Raw genomic sequence first — 19,827 nt, 5'->3', positions numbered from 1 at the left:
TTACATCCGGCTACGGAGGTTACAGGCGAATTTCCGTGCCGAGCACCTTGAGAAACGCTGCCAGCCATGCCGGATGCGCGGGCCAGGCCGGCGCGCTGACCAGCTTGCCCTGTACGTGCGCCTGGTCCACCGGGATTTCCACGTACTTGCCACCGGCCAGCGCCACTTCCGGCGCACAAGCAGGATAGGCGCTGCATTCACGTCCCTCCAGCACCCCTGCTGCCGCCAGCAACTGGGCACCGTGGCAGACGGCAGCGATGGGCTTGTCAGCCGCCGCGAACGCCTTGACCAAGGCAATGACATCGGCGTTCAGGCGCAGGTACTCGGGCGCACGGCCACCGGGTACCAGCAGCGCGTCGTATTCGTCGGCACGCACCTTGGCGAAGTCATAGTTGAGGGCGAAGTTGTGGCCGGGCTTTTCGCTGTAGGTCTGGTCGCCCTCGAAATCGTGGATGGCGGTGCGTACCGTCTGCCCGGTTACCTTGTCCGGGCAGACCGCATGCACGGTATGGCCAACCATCTGCAGTGCCTGGAACGGCACCATGGTTTCGTAGTCCTCGGCGTAGTCGCCGACCAGCATGAGAATCTTCTTGGCAGCCATGATCGTCTCCTGAAGGTAGGTGGAACGAACGCCATTATTCGCCCCTATTTCTTCCGACAGGTAACAGCCGAGTACTACTCAACAAAAAGCCAAGCGTCGATATACCGACTGTGTAGGAGCGGCGCCCCGCCGCGAACCAGAGCGGCATGGCCTGGCCAAGCCTCGCCCCGGAGCCGGACCACGAAACACCGCGTTGCCTGATCGCTACCGGCCTTTCAGTGATGGCCTGCGGCCTAGAGCGCGTACTTCTGCAGGTTCGCCATCATTTCCTTGAGCGCTTCGACGTTGTCCGCCGGGTGCGCAGCGCCCTCGAAATCGCAGATACGTTGCCACTGCGCCGCCACGTCGTCCGGGCTGAAACCGGCCTTGGGGTCGAAACCTGCGCCGAGGCTGCGCTCCCAGCGCACCTTGCCAACCCAACCACCACCGACCTCGAACAGGCCACCGGTGTCCTGGCAGGCGGCGCTACCGAGATACACCACCAACGGGCTGACCAGCTCGGGCTTGAGCTGTTCGAACACCTGCGGCGGGATCAATCCTTCGGTCATGCGTGTGGCACCGGTGGGGGCGATGGCATTGACCAGGATGTTGTTCTTGCGGCCTTCGATGGCCAGGGTGCGCGTCAGCCCGTACAGGCCGAGCTTGGCCATGCCGTAGTTGCTCTGACCGAAGTTGCCGTAGATACCAGATGTGGACGAGGTGAAGATAACGCGGCCGAAGTTCTGCTCGCGCAAGTGAGACCAGGCAGCGTGAGTGGTCTTGTAGGCGCCTTCGACATGGACCTTGTAAACCAGATCCCAGTCGGCATCCTCCATCTTGTGGAAGCTCTTGTCGCGCAGGATACCGGCGTTGTTGACCAGCACATCGATACGACCGAAATGATCCAGCGCGGTCTGCACGATCTTGTCGCCGTCAGTCACCGAATCATGGTTGGCCACCGCGGTCCCACCGAAGGCGCGAATCTCTTCCACTACCTTGTCGGCAGCAGAGGCGTTGGCTCCTTCACCGTGGGTGCTACCACCGAGGTCGTTGACCACCACCCTGGCACCGTGGCGGGCAAACAACAGCGCGTGGGCACGGCCCAGGCCACCGCCGGCACCGGTGACTATGACTACTTGATCTTCGAAACGGATGGCATCGCTCATCGACAGCGTCCTCGGGGCAGGTTGTTAATGCGCCGAGTGTCAAACAGCCCCACGCGCTTCACAAGGCGCGCGGGGCTGCTGAATGACGGCCGATAATGCGACCTTATGCGGCTCAGTTACCGGCGCCGGAACCCGAGCCGTCGCCGCCGCTGCCATCACCCGAACCAGCCCCATCACCACCGGGGTTGCCATCGGTGTTGGGCCCCTGAACAGGAGGGATGCCCTCACCGTCATCGCCCGGGTTCATCGGATTGGTGTCGCCCGGAGTGGTCGGCGTGGTAGTCCCCGGGGTGCCCGGAGCATTGGTGTCGCTGCTAGCGAAGGCAGGCAAAGCCATCGCGCCCAGAATCCCGCTCAGCAGCAGTGCAGATAACTTCTTGTTCATGGTTAACCTCTACTTTCCTGTGAGTGACAGAGTTACTGAGTCACTCTCGGCGGCAGAGGTTCGACAAAAATTGTTTCAGCGCCAACTGGTTCAAATTCACGCGTGCTCAAGCAATGCGGATCAAGCTCAGGTGGTTGTAAAGGTGCAGCACGTGCGCCTCGGCATACTCGGTGTGATCGAGCGCACCGTAGGCAAAGTGCGGTTGTAACTCGCCCTCGTGACCGGCAAAGCGTTCGAACGCCGCCTGCAAGCGCTGCAACGCCAGCACCTGACTGGCCGGCTCGCTGAGCGTGGCGGCGCCGGGGATCGCTTCATCCAGCGGATGACGCATGGCGCCACGGGCGCTGAACACGGCGAATGCGGCTGGCCCGACACTGTGACGAAACCAGGCCGGCTTCAGCTCGGGATAACCGTCGATGGAATAGTCGATGCTCTGCGCGCAGTGATTGAACACCTCGGCCGGACTCCAGCCACGCAGGCTTTGCAGCGTCTTGCCGTGTAGGTCCGCCAACACCTGGCGCGCGCCCTCCAGGCTGACAGCCGCCGGTCGCGGCCCCGCAGGCAACGCCCAGTAACCGACTCCAAGCGCTGCGACGCCACCGAGCGCAGCGCCTTTCAACAGGGTACGTCTACGCATGCAAGCTCCTTGCGTGGCGAAATTGCAGGTAATGATCGAGCACCGCAGCCGGCGCTTCCAGCTGCGGATAGTGGCCGATGCCGTCGAGCAGCACCGTGTCGGCGTCGGCGATCAACTCACGGTAACGCGTCACCATGTGCGCTCCTGAAATGGGATCGAAGGCGCCATCGATCACCCGCATCGGCAGGGTCGTCGCCTGCATCGCTGCCACCCAGCGTTGCCGCTGCTGGCGGCGCTCGGGCATGTAGCGAATCAGACGATGCATCACCGCCGGGCCGTTGTTGTAGGCCACCAATTGCCACAGGGCATCCAGTTCGGCCTCACTGGCCTGGGTGTGCGGGCCGAAGATACGGGCAAAACTCTGCGCCAGCTTGCGCCGCGAAAACAGACGCCCGATCAGCGGTCCCAGCGGCCCGAGCAGCAACTTCTGCACCCGCACCGGATGATGCGTTTCGGGGAACAGGCCGCCGTTGAGGAACACGCAACTCGCCAGTTGTAACCGCCCCTCCTGATGCCACGCGATCAGCTCCTGCGCGACGCTGTCGCCATAATCATGGGCCAGCACATGTACCACGCGCTGCTCGCCAATATGGGCCAATAGCGCCTGCTGCAGGTCGGCCTGCTCCAGCAGGCTATAGGCGTGCCCACGCGGCTTGGCCGAATAACCGAAGCCGAGCATGTCGCAGGCGATCAGCCGGTAACGCTCGGCCAGCGGCGCCCACAGACGATGCCAGTCCCAACTGGCGCTGGGAAAGCCGTGAATCAGTAGCAGCGGCTCGGCATCGGCGTCACCGGCGACCCAGTAACGAATGGCATGGCCGCGAAAATCCAGTGTCCGGCTTTGAGCGCACCAGTCGTCCAGGGCGATGCCTGGCAAGTCGCTCACTGGTCGTAGCCCGGCATTTGCTGGTCGAGCTTGCGCAGCAGCGCCGGCCAGGGCAGCGAGCCACCCATACCCTGTGGCGTTTTCATCACACCGGCGATCATCGCCCGCGCACCGTCGAGAATCTGCTGCGGAATATGGATCAGTTCGGTACCACCGCTCTGCGCCATGATCTGGATTTCGCAGGCACGCTGCAGGATGAACATACCCAGGAAAGCGTCGGCGATGCCGCCGAAAGCAGTAAGCAACCCATGGTTGGGCAGGATCATGAAATTCTTGTCGCCCAGGTCCGCCTGCAGCCGCGCCTTCTCGTCATGATTCAGCGCCACCCCTTCATAGCCGTGGTAGGCCAGGCTGGCGAGGACGAACAGCGACTGCTGCGACAGCGGCAGCAAGCCCTGCTTCTGCGCCGATACGGCGATACCGGCAGGCGTATGGATGTGCAGTACGCAGCCGACGTCGTGGCGTACCTCGTGCACGGCGCTGTGGATGGTGTAGCCGGCCGGGTTGATGTCGAACGGGCTTTCCATCAGCTTGTTGCCCGCCAGGTCGACCTTGATCAGGCTCGACGCGGTGATTTCGTGAAACATCAGGCCATAGGGGTTGATGAGGAAATCCTCGGTGCCCGGAATCTTGGCGGAGATGTGGGTGAAGATCAGGTCGTCCCAGCCGTAGAGAGCGATCAGTCGGTAGCAGGCAGCGAGATCCACGCGCGCGCGCCATTCGGCCTCGGAAACCAGATTCTTCACAGCAGGGAGTTTCAGCGGAGCATTCACGGCGGTCACCTCGATATTCTTGTTGATCGGTGGTGTCCGCAGTCTAGCCAGACGCGCCGCTGGCGGTAGTTGCCCTGGCAGCCATCTTGATGGCTTTGCAGGTCACGGCGCTGGCGCGCCGCGGTGCGATGGTGAGGTATTCGCCGCTTTTATCGGCAGCTCATACCTGCTCGGGGTATTGGGACATGTCAGGCCTTCAGCGCAGCAGCGAATGCTTGCAGCCAGGGCTCGGCATCGGTTTCCGGGGTCACCGTCTCACTGGAATCCAGGCGCAGCATCTCTACCACTTCGCGCAGACCCAGCTCGGCATACAGCTCACGAATCAGCTCGCCGCCGCCGCAGAAGGTGTCGTAGCTGGAGTCGCCCAGCGCCAGCACCGCAGCCGGTTTGCCGCTCCAGGCCGGCAGACGATCGCGGATTTCGCTGTACAGCGGCAACAGGTTGTCAGGCAGTTCGCCCATGCCGGTGGTAGACGTCACGGTGAGGAATGCGTCCGGCGCGAAGGCCAGCAACTCCTCGAGGCTCATATTCGCTTTGTGCCAGGCATCCAACCCGGCGGCCTTGAGCTGGCGCTCGGCGTGGCGTGCAACTTCTTCGGCCGTACCGTAGACCGAACCCGAGACAATGGCGACTTTCATGACAACTCCGGAAACAGGAAAAACGCCGCGCATTATGCCGCAAGTGGACAGCCCGACCCGATGTTTTAGAATGCAGCGCATATCCATCGCGGAACCGGACTCATGATCAATGCCAAACTGCTGCAACTGGTAGTAGACGCCTCCAACGATGGAATCGTGGTGGCCGAGCAGGAGGGCGAAGACAATATCCTGATCTACGCCAACGCGGCGTTCGAACGCCTGACTGGCTACACCAGCGATGACATCCTCTACCAGGACTGCCGCTTCCTGCAGGGCAGTGACCGGGCCCAGTTCGGCTTGCAGGCCATTCGCGAAGCCGTCAAGGCCAGCAAACCCTGCCGACAGATCATCCGCAACTACCGCAAGGACGGCAGCGCTTTCTGGAACGAGCTGTCGATCACTCCAGTGCTCAATGAAAGCGACCAACTGACCTACTACATCGGCATCCAGAAGGATGTCACCGAACAGGTCGAAGCCAAGCAGCGCGTACGCGAGTTGGAGGTGGAAGTAGCGGAGCTGAAGGCCGAACTGGCGCGTCTGAAAAGCTGATGAACGGATAAAACTATCGTCTGGCGCGGCAGTCAGAAGGGTTTGCCCCCTTGCAGTATTTACTCCATGCAAAGCGACCCGCTGCTGACTCAGGACGAACTGGATTTCCTCCAGAAGATCCTCTTCAAACCTCCGCAAAAGCGGCGCTCTAACGCAGCGCCGCAGTTGGCTCTGGGCGATCGACTCAGTGAGCTTCTGGCTCGCCTGGGCAACGAAGAGCAGCTAAGCCTGGACACCCATACCGACAATCAGCATCTGAGCTTTCCCCTGCACCTGATTCAGGACGACCACAGCCAGTCGCGCCTGGAACTGGGGGCCCCGCTGATCTTCGAACAAGGGGTGAACGAACGCCCATGGCGCCTCGCTCTAACCACTGCGCTGACGCTACTGGACAGCAGCGACCAGCCCAGCGGCCTGAAGGCGCTGGAGCTATCGAACAATGCAGTTCTGGTGGAATACAGCAAAGCAGGCATGCCGGCCAAGGATCAGTTGCTACAGCTGATCTTGCCTCAGGAGCGTCGCGTTCAACTGCGCGCACAGCTGGCAAGACGTGTCAGCCAGACGTGTTACGCCTACAGCCTGCAGACGCTACATGAAGAAGATGAACAGACCCTGCGTCAGTACCTGTTCGAACAGCACAACGAACAACAACCGCAGACCGTAGCAGCCAACTGAGACTCAGCAGCCAGGGCCATCTCAGGTATCGAGATGGCCAGCCAGGAACTGCTGCAGACGACGCTGCATCAGACGCCCTTCGCTACCCAGGCACGCGATGGGCGAGCCGGCCAAGCTCTCCTCCGCCAGATCGGCACTGTCTCCGGCCAGCAGCACCGGACATTCCAGACCAAGCGCGAGACGCGCCAGTTGCCGCGGAAATTCATCACCTGGCGGCTGATTGCTGAAAACCACCAGCGCCTGCGGCTGCATGCGTTCGCAAACCAAGGCCAGATCGGCCATCGGAACACCGGGCCCCATCACCGCCACGTCGATGTCCTGATTGCCCAACAGCAACGCAGCAATCAGCAGCTCAAGCTCTCGGCAGTGGCCAGGTAGCGCCACCAGTAGCACGCGCTCGCGCGAATCATCGCGTCCCAGTTGCAGTCGCTGCCAGCAACGCCCACGCAGGAAGCCGTCGAGCATCAGCCACTCGCCGCGCTGACCGACTTCGTCCTGACGCAGCAGAAGCTCCTGCCAGACCGGCATGAAGATGCTCTGAAATACCACCTGCAGCGGATAGCAGGAGAAAATCTGCCCGTACACACGCTCAAGACGAGACTCATCGAAGTTCTGCAGCGCGCTGCGCAGTTGATCCTGCCACTGACTCCAGTCGTCACTGACGACGTCGTTGTAGGCGGGCGTGGCGACGCTACGACTGCTGGCGCTCTTGGCCAGGATCGAACCGACCTTGCTGACCGCGACGCCACGCTCGATCCAGGCGAGGATGCTGCGCACCGCGTCGATGTCGGCCTGCGAATACAGGCGATGGCCGCTATCGGTCCGTGTCGGCTGAATCAGGCCGTAACGCCGCTCCCAGGCACGCAGGGTGACCGGATTGACACCGGTAAGGCGGGAAACCTCGCGAATAGGGAACAGCTCTTCCTGTTTCAAAGCGCTGGACGCGAGCGATGTGACGGAGGCGAGTTCGGGCATGGCTTCGGGCATCACGGCAACGAATATTGGGCAATTGTAACCCAGCAACTGCTCACTGGCATTGTGCAAGATATGTACAAAACCATACCAAGCACAACAACAAGGATAACGGCAGCCTCAAGCGCGGTGTTTATCCATGCCTGGCGCCCTTCACCGAACCATCGCACACAGCCCATGCCCTTGAATGGTGCAAATCCCGACCAAGGTTTCTCCTTTAACCCGTCTGGAGCCCCTTGTCAGGCGGGGCTGGCAAATTGTCACGAAACGGGAATAATCCTTGCTGCATTTTTCGTCGAGCACACCACCCCGTGCTCGATCGCGCCCTACGCCACACCCCGGCTGACGGCAACACTCGAGGAGATACACAATGTCCCCCGTAACCCTGATGGTGGCGCGCCGCGTCGCCAATGGTCGCTATCACGACTTCATCGCCTGGCTGCGTGAAGGCGAACACCTGGCCACCGACTTCCCTGGCTACCTCGGCTCCGGCGTACTGGCACCGCCTGCCGGCGATGATGAGTTCCAGATCGTTTTCCGTTTCAGCGACGAACAGACCATGGCTTCCTGGGAGCACTCAGCCTCACGCCAGGCCTGGCTGCAGCGTGGCGCGGGCCTTTTTGCCCAACCGCTGGAGAAGCGTGCAGTAGGCCTCGACGCCTGGTTCGGCAGTGCCCATCGACAGCCTCCGCGCTGGAAGCAGAGTGTGGCGATCTGGCTGGCATTCTTTCCGGTATCCCTGGCCTTCAACCTGCTGCTGGGCCCCTCGCTCGCCGACCTTTCGCTGGTCACCCGCGTACTGCTATCGACGCTGGCCTTGACGCCACTGATGACCTACTGGTTCATCCCGCTTTCCACTCGCCTGCTGGAACCCTGGCTACAAGGTAACTACCCGCAGCGCCTGAGCAGGCGAGCCGCCAGCATTGGCAAGCCCTGAAAGCATCCACTTCCACCAATCGGCCAGCCTCGTGCTGGCCGATTTCGTTGTAAAGCAGCCAATATCTATACAAAAACACTAACTCGTACAGGCAAAGTACAAAATACCCTTCTCAACCACCTCAGTAAAAATCCTTAAAACTCAGCAAAATAGGCAAATCCACTCAGCCTGATAGCAAAACCACATGTCGCACATGGTTGTACAACCTGCTGCTCTGGTATAGCTTTATCCACGGCCTGGTGAGTAGCGCCTGCCACTGGTCAGGTATCCCGAGGCGGTACGAGCCAGGCCTTCATTCCTTTTTCACGAGTTGCACATGAGCGCTGCCAGCTTCCCTATCCTGATCACCGGCGCCAGCCAAAGGGTCGGCCTCTACTGCGTCGAACGCCTGCTCGACGAAGGCCAGCCGGTGATCATCAGCTACCGCCATGAGCGCGATAGTATTTCCCGACTGCGTGAGCGCGGCGCCACAGCATTTCAAGCCGATTTCAGTGACGAGGTAGGGATTCTCGCATTCATCGAGCAGATCAAGGCGCACTGCAGTGGCCTGCGCGCAATCGTGCACAACGCCTCGGATTGGCTGGCCGAAACACCCGGCAAAGAAGCCGATGCCTTTCGCCAGCTGTTCAACGTGCACATGCTCGCACCGTATCTGATCAACCTGCACTGCAGCGACCTGCTGCTGCAGTCGGAACAGGCCGATATCGTTCACGTCAGCGATGACGTGGTGCGCAAGGGCAGCGCCAATCGCCCTGCCTACTGCGCCAGCAAGGCTGGCCTGGAAAGCCTGACGCTGTCGTTCGCCGCACGCCTGGCGCCACACATCAGGGTCAACAGCATCGCCCCGGCGCTGCTGATGTTCAACGATAGTGATGACGACGCCTACCGCACCAAGACTCTGGCCAAATCGGCGCTGGGCATAGAACCCGGCCCGCAAGCCTTCTACCAGACATTGCGCTATCTGCTGGACAACCCCTACGTAACCGGAACCACCCTTACCCTCAACGGCGGTCGCCACCTCAAGTGAAGCGACTGCTCAGGACACTGCCATGAGCCAACCTCTTTCCCAGCAATACCGCGAAATTCTCGTAGGCCTCGGTGAAAACCCCGAACGTGAGGGTCTGCTCGATACACCCAAACGCGCGGCCAAGGCCATGCAGTACCTCTGCCATGGCTATCAGCAGTCGCTGGAGGAAATCGTAAACGGCGCGCTGTTCGAGTCCGACAACGACGAGATGGTGATAGTCAAGGACATCGAGCTGTACTCGCTGTGCGAACACCACCTGCTGCCCTTCATCGGCAAGGCACATGTCGCCTACATCCCCACCGGCAAGGTACTCGGGCTGTCCAAGGTGGCACGCATCGTCGACATGTATGCACGGCGCCTGCAGATCCAGGAAAACCTCACCAAGCAGATCGCCGATGCCATCCAGCAGGTGACCAACGCCGCTGGCGTCGCGGTGGTGATCGAGGCCAAGCACATGTGCATGATGATGCGTGGCGTGGAGAAGCAGAACTCGGTGATGAGCAGCTCGGTGATGCTTGGCGCTTTCCGCGAGTCCTGCAACACTCGCCACGAATTTCTGCAACTGATCGGACGGAACAACTAATGCCGCGACTGGAACCCGGAATGGCGCGCATCCGCGTCAAGGACCTGCGCCTGCGCACCTACATCGGCATCAAGGAAGAAGAGATCAACAACAAGCAGGACGTGTTGATCAACCTGACCATCCTCTACCCCGCCGTGGATGCGGTAGAGGTCAACGACATCGAGCATGCGCTGAACTACCGCACCATCACCAAGGCGATCATCGCCCATGTCGAAGGCAATCGCTTCGCCCTGCTCGAGCGCCTGACCCAGGAAATCCTCGACCTGGTGATGACCCATCAGGCCGTGCGCTATGCGGAAGTGGAAGTAGATAAACCACATGCCCTGCGTTTCGCCGAGTCGGTATCCATTACTCTGGCAGGCCATCGCTGACAGCCGCCTTCGGCGGCTTGTCGCCTCCCAGCGCGGCTCTTATCATCGCCCGCCACCTAATCCCGGAGAGCCCACCATGACCGAGCAAGAACGCCTCGAACTGGAAGCTGCAGCCTTTCGCGCACTGGTGCAGCACCTGCGCAGCCGTCCTGACGTGCAGAACATCGACCTGATGAACCTGGCCGGTTTCTGCCGCAACTGCCTGTCCAAGTGGTACAAGGCCGCCGCCGACGACTTCGGTGTCGAGGTCAGCGCCGACCAGGCCCGCGAGACCGTCTACGGCATGCCCTATGCCGACTGGAAGGCCAAGTATCAGAAAGAAGCGTCGGCCGAACAGCAAGCCGCCTTTGCAAAAGGAAAGCATGAATGACCGCCCTGAAAGAACTGCGCAGCCGCCTGCAGCAGGACGACTACGCCTTCAGTGAAACCCTGGCCTTCGTCGCCGAGCACTATGACTATCAGCCCAGCGCCTTCCGCAATGGCAACGTGGAAAACGCCGCGGGCCAGAACGAAGGTTCCTGCAAGACCCTGGGTCTGGCCCTGCTGGAAGGGTTCAGCAACGACGAGGCGCTGCGTGCTTTCGGCGAGCACTACCGCAGCGTGCTGACCACGCCGCAAGGCAGTGACCACGGCAACATCCGCGCTCTGATGGTGCATTGCCTGGACGGCGTGAAGTTCGAACAGCAACCACTCAAACCGAAAGGCTGAATCTATAGCGCAAAAAACCTGCGCAACTGTCGGCAAAAGCTGACAGACATCACATCGCTATCGCTTTATCCTGCACGCCATAACAAACATGGAACACGAGGGAACGTGTTCTGAGGGCAATGGCGCCCTTCCCTCCTGTTTCGCGCTCGGCATGGAGTCGACCGATGCAGCAAACCCTGGTATGGAAACCCTGGTACACCCCCGGCTTGGAAACCCTGCGCCTGAGCCAGGATGCCAATGGCATCCACGCGACCAGCCATCTCATGCAAGTCATCAAGGGCAACAGCATCGTTGCCAACTACCTGATCGATTGCGACCCGCGCTGGCGCTTCCGTCGTCTCTGGCTGAAAGTCGACAACCACGGCCAGCGCAACCTCTGCCTGCAGCGTGATCTGCGCGGCAACTGGCTGCTCAATGGCGTACCGCGTCCCGATCTGCAGCAATGCCAGCACGTCATGCTCTCGGCCTCGCCCTTCACCCACACCCCAGCCCTGCAACGCAGCGCCCTGGAAGCCGGGCAGAGTGATGAGATGCAGGTTGCCTACATCGACATGCTCAGCCTCAAGGTGGAACCGCGCCAGCAGCGCTATCACTGCCTGCGTCGTCGCCCGGGCGAAAGTCTCTACCGCAGCCAGTCCGAAGGACGTGCGCACGAGGAACTGAGCGTCGACGACCAGGCGCTGCTGCTCAAGACAGACGAGCACTACCTGCGCCTGAGCCAGCGCGAGCTCAAGGTCAGCGCGCTGGTGTAGCGGGCTTCCAGCGATCCTCCCCGGTAGGGTGCGCCACGCACACTGTGAATACGGCGGTATTTGTCTGGTGCGCGCAACGCACCCTACGCAAAGCCAAGGCATGCGCCACTCAGATCGGTAACTGCCCGAACGCCCAGCGCAGCAGAAAGAACACCAACAATCCCCCACCGATGGTCGCCAGCAAGTGCCGCGTGAACGCCGCGATAGCAATGGCCGCCACACCTGCCAGCAGGTAGGCGTTGCTCCAGCTGAGCATCCAGGACTGTCCGTCCGGCATCAGCATGCCGGGCACCACAATGGCCGTCAGCACTGCAGTCGGCACGTAATGCAGCCCCTGCCTGATCAGCGGCGGAAAGCGCAGATCAGGGAAGGCAAACAGGCTGTAGCGGGTGATGAAGGTGATCGCCAGCATGCCCAGAATCAGCAACCAGATATCCATCAGACCAACTCCTCCTGCAACGCCGGATTACGCCGCTCCAACCACACGCCGACGACGATGCCACTGGCCGCCGCAGCCATCAGCCCGAGCTTGTAGGGCAAGGCATGGCACGCCAGCGCCACGGCGCCCGCCACCAGGGCGGCCGCTACTTGTGGTTGGCTACGCAACATCGGCACGACGATGCCGATGAAAGTCGCCAGCATGGCGAAGTCCAACCCCCACTCGCCGATGTTTGGCACTGCCTGACCGAACAGCACGCCGACCAGCGTGCACAGCTGCCAGTTGCAGTACATGGCCAACGCCGCGCCGAGAAAATACCAGTGACGGAAAGCGCCCTTGTCGCCCCGCGCATAGCGCTGCACCACCACCGCGTAGGCCTCGTCGGTCAGACCGAAGGCCAATGGCACGCGCCAGCGCTTGGGCAGGTGGCGCACGTGGGGTTGCATACTGGCGCTGTACAGGGCATGACGCAAATTGACCACGAAGGTGGTCAACAGCACCACGGCGATGCCAGCGCCACCAGCCAACAGGCTGATGGCGATGAACTGTGCAGAGCCGGCGAACACCAGCGCGGACATACCCAGTGTTTGCCAGGGATCGAGCCCTGCAGCGCCAGCCAGGCTGCCGAAGATGATGCCGAAGGGAATGGCGCCGAGCAGCATCGGCAGCATATCGCGGGCGCCTTGGGTGAATTCGTGATGACGGGACATGGAACCTCCTAGGTAGGCGATCTTAGCCAAACGCCCCAGGCAGGTCTTGAACATTCTTGCTCTCAATCAGCACCACTCTCTGAAGCCGCAGCCACTGCATAGATAATCGAAGAAGCTGATGACAGGGAAGGAATGATGCCGGCATACCCCGCGACCTCTGGCCGCGTCTAGATAACGCTAATCCATCTTATTTAAATTCCGTTAGCCTGCTAATCTTGGCGCCCCGCTTCTCTGCCTGTTCGGATTGTTCCTCGATGTCGCTGCTCCAGCACTGCCTGCTGCCCTTTCTGGCCCTGTCTTTGATCGCTTGCGAACAGCAGCCTGAATTGACCCAGGCAGAGCCTGGCGAACATCTCTCGGCCGGTGCGGCGACGGTACGCAAGTTCGATCAAAACGCCTTCTCCCTGCCTTCGGCGAACCTCGCACCCAGCCGTCGCCTGGATTTCGCCGTGGGCAACAGCTTCTTCCGTAATCCCTGGGTCACGGCGCCAGCCACCACCACAGCGCGCGATGGCCTGGGCCCGCTGTTCAATACCAATGCCTGCCAGAACTGCCATATCAAGGACGGTCGCGGCCATCCACCGGGGCTAGACGCGGTCAGCGCCACTTCGATGCTGGTGCGTCTGTCGATACCGGCCGGCCCGGAGCATGCCGAGGTGCTGATCCAACAGGGCGTGGTCGCCGAGCCCACCTACGGCACCCAGATGCAGGACATGGCCAACCCCGGTGTTACCCCCGAAGGCAAGGTACGCGTGACCTACAGCAGCGTGCCTCTGCGCTTCGCCGACGGCACAGTGGTGGAATTGCGCAAGCCAGAGCTGATCATCAGCCAGCTCGGTTACGGCGACATGCACCCCGACACCCGGTTCTCGGCACGCATCGCCCCGCCGATGATCGGCCTCGGCCTGCTCGAAGCCATCGCCGAAGAAGACATCCTGGCCGGCGCCGACCCGGACGATGCCGATGGCGATGGTATTTCCGGTCGTCCCAATTGGGTCTGGGACCGCCAGCAGCAGCGCAGTGCACTTGGCCGTTTCGGCTGGAAGGCTGGCCAACCCAACCTCAATCAGCAAAATGCCGAAGCCTTCGCCAATGACATGGGCCTGACCAGCTCGCTGATCCCTCACGACAACTGCACCACGGCGCAAACCGATTGCCTGGCTGCGCCCCATGGCGGCGAACCGGAAGTCAGCGACAACATCCTCGCCAGCGTGCTGTTCTACAGTCGTAACCTGGGCGTGCCGGCACGGCGTGACGTCGACTCGCCTGACGCGCTCAAGGGCAAGAGCCTGTTCCACCAGGCCGGTTGCCAGAAGTGCCACACCCCCAGTTTCACCACATCGGCCGATGCGGCGGAGCCGGAACTGGCCAGCCAACTGATCCGGCCTTATACGGACCTGCTGCTGCACGACATGGGCGAGGGGCTGGCCGATGGCCGCGAGGAGTTTCTCGCCAACAGTCGTGAATGGCGCACGGCGCCGCTGTGGGGCATTGGTTTGACGCAAACGGTCAATGGCCATACTCAGTTCCTGCATGACGGCCGTGCCCGTAACCTGCTGGAAGCCATTCTCTGGCACGGTGGCGAGGCCGAAGCGGCCAAGCAGCAGGTGCTGCGTTTTGATAGCGATGAGCGAGCAGCGCTGCTCGCCTTCCTGAATTCTCTTTAAGGAGCCTGCGATGTTGCACAAAACCCTGATCGCCTCTCTACTCGGCCTGGCCCTGGTCGGCTGCGGCCAGCAGGACCCGAAAGCCAAGGTCAGCGCGGCGCTGACCGATGGCGTGCTGCTGCCGGCCTACAGCAGTTGGCAGGAGGCCGACCGCCAGTTGGCCGTGAATGCCGAGGCCTTCTGCGCCGGCAGCGCCGATCTGAGCACCGCCCGCCAGGCCTTTCTCGGTGCCCAGAGTGCCTGGGCCGGCTTGCAGCCGTTGCTGGTCGGGCCGCTGGCCGAAGGCAACCGCGCCTGGCAGATTCAGTTCTGGCCGGACAAGAAGAACCTGGTCCAGCGCCAGGTCGAAGCCCTGCTGAAGAACAAGCCGCAGCTCAGCGCGGATGACCTGTCCAATGCCAGCGTGGTGGTGCAGGGCCTGACCGCCTACGAATACATTCTCTTCGACCCCAATCTGGACCTCGCCCAGGCCGAGCAGAAAGCCCGCTACTGCCCGCTGTTGCAGGCCATCGGCAAGCACCAGCAAGCCCTGGCTGCGGAGATCGTCGGCGAGTGGCAAGCCAAATCTGGCATGGCCGAACAGCTGAAGCAGTTTCCCAACGAACGCTACGCCGACGCCAACGAGGCCATCGCCGAACTGTTGCGGGTGCAGGTCAGCGCCCTGGACGGCCTGAAGAAGAAGCTCGGTGCGCCGATGGGCCGCCAGAGCAAGGGCATAGCCCAGCCTTACCAGGCAGAAGCCTGGCGCAGTGCCGCCAGCCTGGCCAACCAGGGTGCGGCGCTGGCCAACGCCGAACTGCTGTGGCACGGCAGCAACCGTGATGGCATTCAATCGCTACTGGGCGAGGATCAGGCCGACCTGGCCAAACGCATCGACGCCGCCTACCAGGACACCCGCCAGCGCCTGGCTGCACTCGACAGCCCACTGGTCGAACTGCTCGCCGAAGAAGCCGGTCGCACCGCCCTGAACGAGCTGTACGACAGCCTCAATCGTCTGCACCGCCTGCAGGAAAGTGAGCTGGCCAAAGCGCTCGGCGTGCAGATCGGCTTCAACGCCCACGACGGAGACTGAGCATGCAACGCAGAGCCTTCCTCGGCCTCAGTGCAGCCGCCGCCAGCCTGGCGGCCGCGGGTGTCTTTGGCGGCTGGACGCTGTTCGGCCCATCAGGACAACCGTTGCTGCTGTCAGCCCGTGACGATGGCGACGGCAACCACTACGCGGTTGGCTATCGCCTCGACGGTGAACGCGCCTTCGCCACTCCGGTGACCGAACGCTGTCATGACGTGGTGCCGCACCCCAGCCTGCCCATGGCCCTGTTCGTCGGTCGCCGCCCCAGCACCGAGAGCTACCTGATCGACACCCGCGACGGTCGCCTGGTGCAAACGCTGACCTCGCCGGCCGAGCGTCATTTCAACGGCCACGCGGTATTCCACAAGGGCGGCGAGTGGCTGTACGCCACCGAGAACGACACCACCGAGCCAGGCCGTGGCGTGATTGGCACCTATCGCCTGCAAGGCGAGCAGTTACTGCGCGCAGCTGAACACAGCAGCCACGGCGTAGGCCCGCACCAACTGCTGTGGATGCCCGATGGCGAAACCCTGGTGGTGGCCAACGGCGGCATCCGCACCGAAGCGGAAAGCCGCGTCGACATGAACCTAGACGCCATGCAGGCCAGCCTGGTGCTGATGCAGCGCGACGGCAGCCTGGTCAGCCAGGAGTATCTGGCCGACCAGCAGAACAGCATCCGCCACCTCGCTGTCGCGCGCGACGGCACGGTGGTCAGCGGCCAGCAGTACATGGGCGACCTGCACGATCAAGTACCGCTACTGGCGATCAAACGCCCCGGTCAGCCCTTCCAGCCGTTCGGCCTGGGCGAGCCTCAGCGGGCGGCGATGAACCAGTACACCGCCAGCGTGGCGATCCATGACGAGCTGCGCCTGCTGGCGATGACCGCACCGCGCGGCAACCGCTTCTTCATCTGGGATCTGGACAGTGCACAGGTGCGCCTGGACGTGCCGCTGCCGGACTGCGCAGGTGTCGGTGCGGTGGCCGATGGTTTCGTGGTGACCTCGGGCCAGGGCCGTTGTCGCCTGTACGATTGCCGCGGCGAACGCATCGCCACCCAGGCTCTGCAACTACCCGCCGGGTTGTGGGACAACCACCTGCGCCTGGCCTGATCAGGCGCTGCCGCGTTCGATCAGTTCGAAACCCACATCCATGCGCAGCGGCTGACGCGCAGCGGCCGGCTCGGCAATACGCGCCAGCAGCGCATCGGCGATGGCACAGCCGATACGCGGCCCGTCCACTCGCACGGTGGAAAGCGGCGGATGGGTATGGGCGGCGCTGGACAGGTCGCCGAAGCCCATCACCGCAAGATCCTCAGGAATGCGCAGGCCGCGGCTGAGCGCCTCGGCCATCACCCCTTGCGCTACGGTGTCGGAACTGCAGACCACCACGTCGCCAGCGACGCCCTCGCGCAGCAGCCTGCCCAGCCCCTCGCGGCCAACCGCCAGAGTCGCCGGCGCGGGCAAAATCTGTGCAGCCACCGGCGCATCTACATGACCTTCCAGCGCCTCTGTCAGGCTTCGATAACGGCGCATACCACGTGGGTCATCGATGCCCACCACCGACACGCGACGGTAGCCCTTGCCGATCAGATAGCTCGCCACCGCCTGGCCAACAGCCTCGTGCGAGAAGCCGACCAGCATATCCACCGGGTGCTCACACAGATCCCAGGCCTCGACCAGGGGGATACCGACTCGCGCCAGGCGCTCGCGGCTGGCCTGGGTGTGCTCGGTACCGGTCAGCACGATGCCATCCGGTCGACGCCCCAACACCGCCTCGAGCAAGGCTTCCTCCTGTTCCGGACGATAGCCAGTCAGGCCCAGCAGGGTCTGATAGCCCGCCGCTGCCAGGCGGTCGGTCAGCGCCTGCACAGTGTCGGCGAATATGGAGTTGGCAATGGTCGGCAGGAAAATCGCCACCAGCCGACTACGGCTTGAAGCCAGCGCCCCCGCGGCAAGGTTGGGGACATAACCGGTCGCCCGAACCGCTTCCAGCACGCGCTTACGGGTCGCATCGGTGACCACTTCAGGCCGGCCGAGTGCACGCGATACTGTAATCGGCGACACCCCTGCGACCTTGGCGACATCGATCAAGGTCGGGGCCGCACTGCTGCGGATGCCAGCAGGTTTCCTGCCCATGTCACGCCTCCAGTCACTCGAACACCTCGCATAAGGAGGCACACCAACCTGATCGAGATATGTTGTCATACAACTTTAGTCAAACAGGCATCGAGCATACCGACCCTGCACCAGCCTGATGCTACCCGAACTGCTCGAATAAACTGTACCAACACGATTAACTGCCGTGATAGAGCCAACCAAGCTATATTTCCGCTCCCCAGATCGACTCACTGAGCAGACTGAATCGGCTCAGTTACGAGCAAACGAAACACCTCGATTTCCACCTCTGTCGCGTTGACATTGCCGAAGTGGGTGCTGATAATCGATCCAAGTCATACGACAACGTATGACAAACCAATAACAACAAGCAACAAGAGTCCAGGCCCCGCCATGACCACAACCTCCAGCGAACTGCGCCCCTTCAATCGCCTGCTGCTGACCGGCGCCGCCGGCGGCCTGGGCAAGGTACTGCGCGAACGCCTGCGCCCCTACGCCACTATCCTGCGTCTCTCCGATATCGGTGAGATGGCCCCTGCTGCCGGCCCCCACGAAGAAGTGGTGCGCTGCGACCTGGCAGACAAAGCGGCCGTGCATCAACTGGTCGAAGGCGTCGATGCCATCCTGCACTTCGGCGGCGTCTCGGTCGAGCGCCCCTTCGAGGAAATCCTCGGTGCCAACATCTGCGGCGTGTTCCATGTCTATGAGGCGGCCCGCCGCCATGGCGTGAAACGCGTGGTGTTCGCCAGCTCCAACCACGTCATCGGCTTCTACAAGCAGGACGAACATCTCGACGCCAACTGCCAGCGCCGCCCGGATGGCTACTACGGCCTGTCCAAGTCCTATGGCGAAGACATGGCCAGTTTCTACTTCGATCGCTACGGCATCGAGACCGTCAGCATCCGCATCGGCTCCTCATTCCCCGAGCCCGCTAACCGCCGCATGATGAGCACCTGGCTGAGCTACGACGACCTCACCCACCTGATAGAACGCTGCCTGTACGCCCCGAACGTTGGCCACACGGTGGTCTACGGCATGTCTAACAACCGCGACGTGTGGTGGGACAACAGCAAGGCCGCGCACCTGGGCTTCCAGCCCAAGGACAGTTCGGAAATCTTCCGCGACAAGGTGGAAGCACAGCCGATGCCTGCAGCCGACGACCCCGCACGTATTTACCAGGGCGGAGCCTTCGTCGCCGCCGGCCCGTTCGGCGACGACTGAACACGGCGCCACCGCTGCCCTACGCCATAACAACAAAATAGAGCGCCTGAATGCCATGACAGCCGAACTGATTGTCGATGCGCGCAACGCCACGGGTGAAAGCCCAGTCTGGAACGCTGCCGAACAGGCTTTGTACTGGGCCGATATCCCTGCCGCCCGCCTGCACCGCTGGTCCGCGGCTGATGGTCAGACGCAGAGCTGGCAGGCTGATGAGATGCTCGCCTGCATCGCCATGCATCCCGCTGGTGGCTGGATCGCAGGCATGCAGAGCGGCATCTTCCACCTGCGTCCGCAAGACGATGGCAGCGTAAAAGCCGAGCGCCTGGCGCAGGTCGAACATGCCCGCGCGGAAATGCGCTTCAACGATGGCCGCTGCGACCGCCAAGGCCGCCTCTGGGCCGGCACCATGCTGCTGGACATGGCTCAGGGCGCACGCGTCGGTGCTCTGTATCGCTACGACGGCCAGTTGCAACAGGTGCTCGACGACCTCATCGTACCCAACGGCCTGGCCTTCAGCCCTGACGGCCGCACCATGTACCTGTCCGATTCGCACCTGAGCGTACAAAGCGTCTGGGCCTTCGATTACGACACCGAGAGCGGCACGCCGCACAACCGCCGCCTGTTCATCGACATGAAGCAGCATCCAGGCCGCCCCGACGGCGCCGCGATGGATGTCGACGGCTGCTACTGGATCTGCGGCAACGACGCAGGCCTGATCCATCGCTTCACCCCGGATGGCCGCCTCGACCGTTCGCTGGAGGTTCCCGTGAAGAAGCCCGCCATGTGCGCCTTCGGCGGCGCCAATCTGGACACCCTGTTCGTTACCTCAATCCGCCCCGGCGGCGACCTCTCCGACCAGCCACTGGCCGGCGGTGTGTTCGCTCTGCAAGCCGGCGTCTGCGGCGTAGAGGAGCCGGCTTTCCACCCCTGACCCGATTCACCCCGGGCCGCTCGCGGCACCGGACTCA

At 62.4% G+C, this 19,827-nt stretch carries 25 protein-coding genes; 14 read left to right on the top strand and 11 right to left on the bottom strand.

The genetic code is table 11. From position 1 onward, the window contains the following. Positions 1–19: 19 nt before the first annotated feature. From AAEQ75_RS14635 to AAEQ75_RS14605, 7 genes are all read right to left on the bottom strand, one after another. The gene (locus AAEQ75_RS14635; RefSeq protein ID WP_343352395.1) at positions 20–604 is read right to left on the bottom strand and encodes a DJ-1/PfpI family protein; all 585 of its coding nucleotides are present in this window, start codon (positions 602–604) and stop codon (positions 20–22) included. 230 nt (positions 605–834) lie between these two features. Then, entirely contained in the window at positions 835–1,746 is a 912-nt protein-coding gene (locus tag AAEQ75_RS14630) for an SDR family NAD(P)-dependent oxidoreductase (protein ID WP_179574195.1), read from the bottom strand. Positions 1,747–1,858: 112 nt separating this feature from the next. Next, positions 1,859–2,131 carry a hypothetical protein gene (locus AAEQ75_RS14625; protein ID WP_084340571.1) on the bottom strand — a complete coding sequence of 91 codons (273 nt, stop codon included), beginning with the start codon at positions 2,129–2,131 and terminating at the stop codon, positions 1,859–1,861. Positions 2,132–2,237: 106 nt separating this feature from the next. Next, complete coding sequence (locus AAEQ75_RS14620; RefSeq protein WP_343349420.1) at positions 2,238–2,768, bottom strand: DUF1569 domain-containing protein; 531 nt, start codon at positions 2,766–2,768, stop codon at positions 2,238–2,240. After that, positions 2,761–3,654, bottom strand: coding sequence for an alpha/beta fold hydrolase (locus AAEQ75_RS14615; protein ID WP_343349419.1), 894 nt, complete (start codon positions 3,652–3,654; stop codon positions 2,761–2,763). Before AAEQ75_RS14615 ends, AAEQ75_RS14620 begins: the two co-directional genes overlap by 8 nt. Then, positions 3,651–4,427, bottom strand: a complete 777-nt coding sequence (locus AAEQ75_RS14610) for a class II aldolase/adducin family protein (protein WP_430523417.1) — start codon at positions 4,425–4,427, stop codon at positions 3,651–3,653. Before AAEQ75_RS14610 ends, AAEQ75_RS14615 begins: the two co-directional genes overlap by 4 nt. Positions 4,428–4,615: 188 nt before the next feature. Beyond that, a complete protein-coding gene (locus AAEQ75_RS14605; protein WP_099525688.1) occupies positions 4,616–5,065 on the bottom strand; it encodes a flavodoxin in 450 nt (149 codons plus the stop codon). A 102-nt stretch (positions 5,066–5,167) separates the two neighbouring features. On the opposite strand from AAEQ75_RS14605, the gene AAEQ75_RS14600 reads away from it, so the two are divergent. Both AAEQ75_RS14600 and AAEQ75_RS14595 read left to right on the top strand, forming a co-directional pair. Continuing rightward, entirely contained in the window at positions 5,168–5,614 is a 447-nt protein-coding gene (locus AAEQ75_RS14600) for a PAS domain-containing protein (protein WP_179574199.1), read from the top strand. Between the two features lie 66 nt (positions 5,615–5,680). Beyond that, positions 5,681–6,289, top strand: a complete 609-nt coding sequence (locus tag AAEQ75_RS14595; RefSeq protein WP_343349417.1) for a hypothetical protein — start codon at positions 5,681–5,683, stop codon at positions 6,287–6,289. A 21-nt stretch (positions 6,290–6,310) separates the two neighbouring features. On the opposite strand, the gene AAEQ75_RS14590 is transcribed toward AAEQ75_RS14595, so the two are convergent. After that, on the bottom strand, positions 6,311–7,264 hold the full coding sequence (locus AAEQ75_RS14590; RefSeq protein ID WP_343349416.1) for a MerR family transcriptional regulator: 954 nt from the start codon (positions 7,262–7,264) through the stop codon (positions 6,311–6,313). 367 nt (positions 7,265–7,631) lie between these two features. On the opposite strand from AAEQ75_RS14590, the gene AAEQ75_RS14585 reads away from it, so the two are divergent. From AAEQ75_RS14585 to AAEQ75_RS14555, 7 genes are all read left to right on the top strand, one after another. Further along, the gene (locus tag AAEQ75_RS14585) at positions 7,632–8,198 is read left to right on the top strand and encodes an antibiotic biosynthesis monooxygenase (RefSeq protein ID WP_343349415.1); all 567 of its coding nucleotides are present in this window, start codon (positions 7,632–7,634) and stop codon (positions 8,196–8,198) included. A 316-nt stretch (positions 8,199–8,514) separates the two neighbouring features. Beyond that, positions 8,515–9,225, top strand: a complete 711-nt coding sequence (folM, locus tag AAEQ75_RS14580; RefSeq protein ID WP_343349414.1) for a dihydromonapterin reductase — start codon at positions 8,515–8,517, stop codon at positions 9,223–9,225. 22 nt (positions 9,226–9,247) lie between these two features. Further along, on the top strand, positions 9,248–9,808 hold the full coding sequence (folE, locus tag AAEQ75_RS14575; RefSeq protein ID WP_343349413.1) for a GTP cyclohydrolase I FolE: 561 nt from the start codon (positions 9,248–9,250) through the stop codon (positions 9,806–9,808). Further along, a complete protein-coding gene (gene folX / locus AAEQ75_RS14570) occupies positions 9,808–10,179 on the top strand; it encodes a dihydroneopterin triphosphate 2'-epimerase (RefSeq protein ID WP_003462464.1) in 372 nt (123 codons plus the stop codon). The genes folE and folX overlap by 1 nt, the downstream gene beginning before the upstream one ends. 76 nt (positions 10,180–10,255) lie before the next feature. Then, on the top strand, positions 10,256–10,549 hold the full coding sequence (locus tag AAEQ75_RS14565) for a DUF1244 domain-containing protein (protein ID WP_256833502.1): 294 nt from the start codon (positions 10,256–10,258) through the stop codon (positions 10,547–10,549). Continuing rightward, positions 10,546–10,887: a HopJ type III effector protein gene (locus AAEQ75_RS14560; RefSeq protein WP_343349412.1), complete on the top strand. Its 342-nt coding sequence runs from the start codon at positions 10,546–10,548 to the stop codon at positions 10,885–10,887. The genes AAEQ75_RS14565 and AAEQ75_RS14560 overlap by 4 nt, the downstream gene beginning before the upstream one ends. 164 nt (positions 10,888–11,051) lie before the next feature. Continuing rightward, positions 11,052–11,639 (top strand): putative glycolipid-binding domain-containing protein, encoded by a 588-nt coding sequence (locus AAEQ75_RS14555; protein WP_343349411.1) that lies wholly within the window; start codon positions 11,052–11,054, stop codon positions 11,637–11,639. 109 nt (positions 11,640–11,748) lie between these two features. Here AAEQ75_RS14555 and AAEQ75_RS14550 read toward each other — a convergent pair whose 3' ends face one another. Both AAEQ75_RS14550 and AAEQ75_RS14545 read right to left on the bottom strand, forming a co-directional pair. Next, positions 11,749–12,078 carry an AzlD domain-containing protein gene (locus AAEQ75_RS14550; protein ID WP_084340564.1) on the bottom strand — a complete coding sequence of 110 codons (330 nt, stop codon included), beginning with the start codon at positions 12,076–12,078 and terminating at the stop codon, positions 11,749–11,751. Then, on the bottom strand, positions 12,078–12,788 hold the full coding sequence (locus AAEQ75_RS14545; RefSeq protein WP_343349410.1) for an AzlC family ABC transporter permease: 711 nt from the start codon (positions 12,786–12,788) through the stop codon (positions 12,078–12,080). Before AAEQ75_RS14545 ends, AAEQ75_RS14550 begins: the two co-directional genes overlap by 1 nt. Positions 12,789–13,042: 254 nt before the next feature. Between AAEQ75_RS14545 and AAEQ75_RS14540 the strand changes: the two genes are divergently transcribed. Genes AAEQ75_RS14540 through AAEQ75_RS14530 form a run of 3 tightly spaced genes read left to right on the top strand, consistent with a single transcriptional unit; the run spans position 13,043 to position 16,633 of the window. Further along, positions 13,043–14,455, top strand: a complete 1,413-nt coding sequence (locus AAEQ75_RS14540; RefSeq protein WP_343349409.1) for a di-heme oxidoredictase family protein — start codon at positions 13,043–13,045, stop codon at positions 14,453–14,455. A gap of 10 nt (positions 14,456–14,465) precedes the next feature. Continuing rightward, positions 14,466–15,527: an imelysin family protein gene (locus tag AAEQ75_RS14535; protein WP_343349408.1), complete on the top strand. Its 1,062-nt coding sequence runs from the start codon at positions 14,466–14,468 to the stop codon at positions 15,525–15,527. A gap of 2 nt (positions 15,528–15,529) precedes the next feature. Continuing rightward, positions 15,530–16,633: a DUF1513 domain-containing protein gene (locus AAEQ75_RS14530; RefSeq protein WP_343349407.1), complete on the top strand. Its 1,104-nt coding sequence runs from the start codon at positions 15,530–15,532 to the stop codon at positions 16,631–16,633. Here the strand turns inward: AAEQ75_RS14530 and AAEQ75_RS14525 are convergent, their stop codons facing one another. Beyond that, on the bottom strand, positions 16,634–17,659 hold the full coding sequence (locus AAEQ75_RS14525) for a LacI family DNA-binding transcriptional regulator (protein WP_143505979.1): 1,026 nt from the start codon (positions 17,657–17,659) through the stop codon (positions 16,634–16,636). A gap of 372 nt (positions 17,660–18,031) precedes the next feature. On the opposite strand from AAEQ75_RS14525, the gene AAEQ75_RS14520 reads away from it, so the two are divergent. Together AAEQ75_RS14520 and AAEQ75_RS14515 are read left to right on the top strand one after the other, a co-directional pair. Continuing rightward, positions 18,032–18,859, top strand: a complete 828-nt coding sequence (locus AAEQ75_RS14520) for an NAD-dependent epimerase/dehydratase family protein (RefSeq protein ID WP_343349406.1) — start codon at positions 18,032–18,034, stop codon at positions 18,857–18,859. A gap of 55 nt (positions 18,860–18,914) precedes the next feature. Then, the gene (locus AAEQ75_RS14515; protein ID WP_343349405.1) at positions 18,915–19,790 is read left to right on the top strand and encodes an SMP-30/gluconolactonase/LRE family protein; all 876 of its coding nucleotides are present in this window, start codon (positions 18,915–18,917) and stop codon (positions 19,788–19,790) included. Positions 19,791–19,827 lie beyond the last annotated feature (37 nt).

This window comes from Pseudomonas sediminis, assembly GCF_039555755.1.
Classification (GTDB): domain Bacteria; phylum Pseudomonadota; class Gammaproteobacteria; order Pseudomonadales; family Pseudomonadaceae; genus Aquipseudomonas; species Aquipseudomonas mendocina_D.
Note: the sequence above shows the minus strand (reverse complement) of the source record. Positions and strands in the feature narration are given on the sequence as shown.

Excerpts from the sequence above, each read along its gene's own strand:
- AAEQ75_RS14630 (WP_179574195.1), bottom strand. The coding sequence starts at position 1,746 with ATGAGCGATGCCATCCGTTTCGAAGATCAAGTAGTCATAGTCACCGGT.
- AAEQ75_RS14625 (WP_084340571.1), bottom strand. The coding sequence starts at position 2,131 with ATGAACAAGAAGTTATCTGCACTGCTGCTGAGCGGGATTCTGGGCGCG.
- AAEQ75_RS14620 (WP_343349420.1), bottom strand. The coding sequence starts at position 2,768 with ATGCGTAGACGTACCCTGTTGAAAGGCGCTGCGCTCGGTGGCGTCGCA.
- AAEQ75_RS14605 (WP_099525688.1), bottom strand. The coding sequence starts at position 5,065 with ATGAAAGTCGCCATTGTCTCGGGTTCGGTCTACGGTACGGCCGAAGAA.
- AAEQ75_RS14600 (WP_179574199.1), top strand. The coding sequence starts at position 5,168 with ATGATCAATGCCAAACTGCTGCAACTGGTAGTAGACGCCTCCAACGAT.
- AAEQ75_RS14595 (WP_343349417.1), top strand. The coding sequence starts at position 5,681 with ATGCAAAGCGACCCGCTGCTGACTCAGGACGAACTGGATTTCCTCCAG.
- AAEQ75_RS14590 (WP_343349416.1), bottom strand. The coding sequence starts at position 7,264 with ATGCCCGAACTCGCCTCCGTCACATCGCTCGCGTCCAGCGCTTTGAAA.
- AAEQ75_RS14585 (WP_343349415.1), top strand. The coding sequence starts at position 7,632 with ATGTCCCCCGTAACCCTGATGGTGGCGCGCCGCGTCGCCAATGGTCGC.
- folM (WP_343349414.1), top strand. The coding sequence starts at position 8,515 with ATGAGCGCTGCCAGCTTCCCTATCCTGATCACCGGCGCCAGCCAAAGG.
- folE (WP_343349413.1), top strand. The coding sequence starts at position 9,248 with ATGAGCCAACCTCTTTCCCAGCAATACCGCGAAATTCTCGTAGGCCTC.
- folX (WP_003462464.1), top strand. The coding sequence starts at position 9,808 with ATGCCGCGACTGGAACCCGGAATGGCGCGCATCCGCGTCAAGGACCTG.
- AAEQ75_RS14565 (WP_256833502.1), top strand. The coding sequence starts at position 10,256 with ATGACCGAGCAAGAACGCCTCGAACTGGAAGCTGCAGCCTTTCGCGCA.
- AAEQ75_RS14560 (WP_343349412.1), top strand. The coding sequence starts at position 10,546 with ATGACCGCCCTGAAAGAACTGCGCAGCCGCCTGCAGCAGGACGACTAC.
- AAEQ75_RS14555 (WP_343349411.1), top strand. The coding sequence starts at position 11,052 with ATGCAGCAAACCCTGGTATGGAAACCCTGGTACACCCCCGGCTTGGAA.
- AAEQ75_RS14550 (WP_084340564.1), bottom strand. The coding sequence starts at position 12,078 with ATGGATATCTGGTTGCTGATTCTGGGCATGCTGGCGATCACCTTCATC.
- AAEQ75_RS14545 (WP_343349410.1), bottom strand. The coding sequence starts at position 12,788 with ATGTCCCGTCATCACGAATTCACCCAAGGCGCCCGCGATATGCTGCCG.
- AAEQ75_RS14540 (WP_343349409.1), top strand. The coding sequence starts at position 13,043 with ATGTCGCTGCTCCAGCACTGCCTGCTGCCCTTTCTGGCCCTGTCTTTG.
- AAEQ75_RS14535 (WP_343349408.1), top strand. The coding sequence starts at position 14,466 with ATGTTGCACAAAACCCTGATCGCCTCTCTACTCGGCCTGGCCCTGGTC.
- AAEQ75_RS14530 (WP_343349407.1), top strand. The coding sequence starts at position 15,530 with ATGCAACGCAGAGCCTTCCTCGGCCTCAGTGCAGCCGCCGCCAGCCTG.
- AAEQ75_RS14525 (WP_143505979.1), bottom strand. The coding sequence starts at position 17,659 with ATGGGCAGGAAACCTGCTGGCATCCGCAGCAGTGCGGCCCCGACCTTG.
- AAEQ75_RS14520 (WP_343349406.1), top strand. The coding sequence starts at position 18,032 with ATGACCACAACCTCCAGCGAACTGCGCCCCTTCAATCGCCTGCTGCTG.
- AAEQ75_RS14515 (WP_343349405.1), top strand. The coding sequence starts at position 18,915 with ATGACAGCCGAACTGATTGTCGATGCGCGCAACGCCACGGGTGAAAGC.